At 61.4% G+C, this 1,120-nt stretch carries 1 protein-coding gene; it reads left to right on the forward strand.

Annotated features, from left to right (window positions below; genetic code table 11):
* Positions 1 to 97: 97 nt before the first annotated feature.
* The coding region (locus NW857_RS05330) for a Photosystem Q(B) protein 1 (RefSeq protein ID WP_414368196.1) at positions 98 to 1,120 on the forward strand (1,023 nt) is incomplete at its 3' end.

The raw sequence follows: 1,120 nt of genomic DNA on the forward strand, positions 1-1,120 counted from the left end.
GCTCCCTCAGGCCAGGCCTTGTCGAGCGCTCTCCTGACGTCGGTTCGGCAAACCCAAGAGAGAGGGGGCTTTGCTGAAATTTTCTAGGAGTTGGCCTATGAGTACGGTCATTCGTCGCTCCGCTGCTGCGCGGCGGCTGTGGAGTTGGAGTAGTTTTTGTCAGTGGATCACCAGCACCGAAAATCGGCTTTACATCGGCTGGTTTGGCGTATTGATGATCCCAACGTTGTTGGCGGCAGCCTTTTGTTTTGCAATTGCCTTCATTGCCGCGCCACCGGTGGATATGGACGGGATCCGCGAGCCGGTGATTGGCTCTTTGTTGGGGGGCAACAACCTCATTTCTGCAGCGGTGGTGCCCACCTCAGCCGCCATTGCCCTGCACTTTTACCCCATCTGGGAAGCCGCCTCTTTGGATGAGTGGCTCTACAACGGCGGCCCCTACCAGCTCATCGTGCTCCACTTTCTCATTGGGGTGTGGTGCTACCTTGGCCGGCAGTGGGAGTTGAGCTACCGGCTGGGCATGCGCCCCTGGATTGCGGTGGCCTTTTCTGCGCCGGCGGCTGCCGCTACAGCGGTGCTCTTGGTCTACCCCATTGGCCAGGGCAGCTTCTCGGAAGGGCTGCCGCTGGGGATTGCCGGCACCTTCCACTTCATGCTGGCCTTCCAGGCGGAACACAACATCTTGATGCACCCCACCAGTTGGCTGGGGGTAGCCGGGGTGTTTGGCGGCGCCCTGCTGGCGTCTCTACACGGCTCCCTAGTGATGTCTAGCCTGATCCGGGAGACCTCGGAAGAGGAGTCGGCCAATGCCGGCTACCGCTTCGGCCAAGAAGAAGTCACCTACAACTTCCTGGCCGGCCACTACACCTTCTTGGGGCGGCTGGGGATCCCCGGCCTTGGCTGGCGCAACAGCCGCTCCGTTCACTTCTGGATGGCGGCCCTGCCGACCGTAGGGATTTGGGCGGCAGCCATTGGCATTGGGATGATGGCCTTTAACCTCAACGGCTTTAACTTCAACCAGTCCATCCTGGACGGCCAGGGCCGGTTCATCCCCACCTACGCCGACCTGGTCAACCGCGCCAACCTGGGGATCCAGGCCATGCACGCCCCCAACGCCCAC

The organism is Synechococcus sp. H55.9 (assembly GCF_047462355.1).
GTDB lineage: Bacteria > Cyanobacteriota > Cyanobacteriia > Thermostichales > Thermostichaceae > Thermostichus.